Origin of the sequence: Caulobacter sp., assembly GCF_049283275.1 — a bacterium.
In the GTDB taxonomy this organism is placed as follows: domain Bacteria; phylum Pseudomonadota; class Alphaproteobacteria; order Caulobacterales; family Caulobacteraceae; genus Caulobacter.
The window spans coordinates 1-2,706 of sequence record NZ_JBAPVS010000029.1; the positions used below are offsets into that span (position 1 = coordinate 1).

Annotated in this window: 2 tRNA genes and 2 rRNA genes; all 4 read left to right on the forward strand. The window is 54.5% G+C overall.

The window, feature by feature from the left end:
• Window positions 1-104 (forward strand): 16S ribosomal RNA (locus WAL33_RS01560); the annotation flags it as partial.
• A 194-nt stretch (window positions 105-298) separates the two neighbouring features.
• A tRNA-Ile gene (locus WAL33_RS01565) sits at window positions 299-375 on the forward strand.
• A gap of 19 nt (window positions 376-394) precedes the next feature.
• A tRNA-Ala gene (locus tag WAL33_RS01570) sits at window positions 395-470 on the forward strand.
• Window positions 471-821: 351 nt separating this feature from the next.
• Window positions 822-2,706, forward strand: a 23S ribosomal RNA gene (locus WAL33_RS01575); the annotation flags it as partial.

Consider the following 2,706-nt stretch of genomic DNA (forward strand, 5'->3'; position numbering starts at 1 on the left):
GTGCGCTAACCGCAAGGAGGCAGCTGACCACGGTGGGTTCAGCGACTGGGGTGAAGTCGTAACAAGGTAGCCGTAGGGGAACCTGCGGCTGGATCACCTCCTTTCTAAGGATATCGGCAGAAAGCGCCTTGGACCTCGGTCCTGGGAAGAGCTTCTTCCATTCCAAAGAACATTGGCCGCCGTCCTCATGTCCCTTCATCACTGGAAACACGCTACGCAGTCGCAAGATTGTGCAGCGTGCGCCTGAGCAGGCTCACGCCGCCCGCGGTCGTCATCGACCTGTTCGGGCATGGCATGGGGGCCGGTAGCTCAGGTGGTTAGAGCGCACGCCTGATAAGCGTGAGGTCGTAGGTTCAACTCCTACTCGGCCCACCATTGCAAGTTCGTTTGGTAGGGGGCCTTAGCTCAGCTGGGAGAGCGGTTGCTTTGCAAGCATCAGGTCATCGGTTCGATCCCGATAGGCTCCACCATACGACAGCGGATAGCGCGCCTCGCGGCGCAGCTCGACGCATCAGCGCCTAACATTTTTCCAGATGATGAAGACACCAGTTCCGCTTCGGCGGAAATGGGAGCTACGGCTCCCCTATTTGACATTGTGAATGGGTTCTTAAAATCGATGCCGTGATACGGCGTTGGTTCGATAAGGGCGTTGTGGTTCGGGTTTACCCGGATCGTGGCGGTTCGAGGCGGATACAACGTCAAATAATCAGGCTGAGCATTTTAATCATCCGCACCAAGATACTGTGACTTTGCTGCTCTGCCGAGTTTTGGTTCGATCCGTCAGGATCGATCCCAGCATTGTCATTGGTGGTGCGGACTCTCAAGCGTGAGGTAAGGGCAATTCGTGGATGCCTTGGCGCATACAGGCGATGAAGGACGTGGCACGCTGCGATAAGCTGCGGTGAGGTGTGAGCAACCTTTGACCCGCAGATTTCCGAATGGGGAAACCCACCTATCCCGTTTAACTTCGGATCGAGGCAACTCGGTGCGACGCTAAATGGGGTTAGGTATCACTTAGCTGAATTCATAGGCTTCGTGAAGCGAACCCGGCGAACTGAAACATCTCAGTAGCTGGAGGAAAAGACATCAACCGAGATTCCGTTAGTAGTGGCGAGCGAACGCGGACCAGGCCAGTGCCTGATGGTGAATTAGCAGAACACTTTGGAAAGAGTGGCCATAGCGGGTGACAGCCCCGTATGCGAAAATGAAACATCAGGACTCGAGTAGGGCGGAACACGTGTAATTCTGTCTGAACATAGGGGGACCACCCTCTAAGCCTAAATACTCGTATGCGACCGATAGTGAACTAGTACCGTGAGGGAAAGGTGAAAAGCACCCCGATGAGGGGAGTGAAACAGTACCTGAAACGGATTGCCTACAAGCAGTTGGAGGGTCCTTGAGGCCTGACAGCGTACCTCTTGCATAATGGGTCTGTGACTTAATGTATCAAGCAAGCTTAAGCCGTTAGGTGTAGGCGCAGCGAAAGCGAGTCTGAATAGGGCGCCAGAGTTTGATGTATTAGACCCGAAACCCGGCGATCTATGCATGACCAGGATGAAGGTGCAGTAACATGCACTGGAGGTCCGAACCGATTAACGTTGAAAAGTTACCGGATGAGTTGTGCTTAGGGGTGAAAGGCCAATCAAGCCGGGAAATAGCTGGTTCTCCGCGAAAACTATTGAGGTAGTGCCTCGGACGAACACCTTGGGGGGTAGAGCACTGGATGGTTGCGGGGGTCGCGAGACCTACCAACACTAACCAAACTCCGAATACCTAGGAGTGATATCCGGGAGACAGACGGCGGGTGCTAAGGTCCGTCGTCAAAAGGGAAACAGCCCTGACCTACAGCTAAGGTCCCCAAGTCGTGTCTAAGTGGGAAAGCATGTGGAACTTCCAAAACAACCAGGAGGTTGGCTTAGAAGCAGCCATCCTTTAAAGAAAGCGTAACAGCTCACTGGTCTAATCAAGAGGTTCTGCGGCGAAGATGTAACGGGGCTCAAGACACGCACCGAAGCTTAGGGTGTGCCATTTATATGGTACGCGGTAGCGGAGCGTTCCGTAAGCCTGTGAAGCGATCTGGTAATGGGTCGTGGAGGTATCGGAAGTGCGAATGCAGACATGAGTAGCGATAAAAAGGGTGAGATGCCCTTTCGCCGAAAGACCAAGGGTTCCTGCGCAAGGCTAATCCGCGCAGGGTGAGCCGGCCCCTAAGACGAGCCCGAAGGGGGTAGTCGATGGGAACCACGTTAATATTCGTGGGCCTGGTGGTGTGTGACGGATCTCGTGTGTTGTCGTCCCTTATCGGATTGGGACGGCCTCGAAGAGGTCCCGGGAAATAGCCCCACCGTATAGACCGTACCCGAAACCGACACAGGTGGTCAGGTAGAGTATACCAAGGCGCTTGAGAGAAGTGTCCTGAAGGAACTCGGCAAATTGCCTCCGTACCTTCGGAAGAAGGAGGCCCAACATAGGCGCAAGCTCTTGTTGGGGGCACAGGCCAGGGGGTAGCGACTGTTTAGCAAAAACACAGGGCTCTGCTAAGTCGGCTTCAAGACGACGTATAGGGCCTGACGCCTGCCCGGTGCCTGAAGGTTAAGTGGAGGGGTGCAAGCTCTGAAATGAAGCCCAGGTAAACGGCGGCCGTAACTATAACGGTCCTAAGGTAGCGAAATTCCTTGTCGGGTAAGTTCCGACCTGCACGAATGG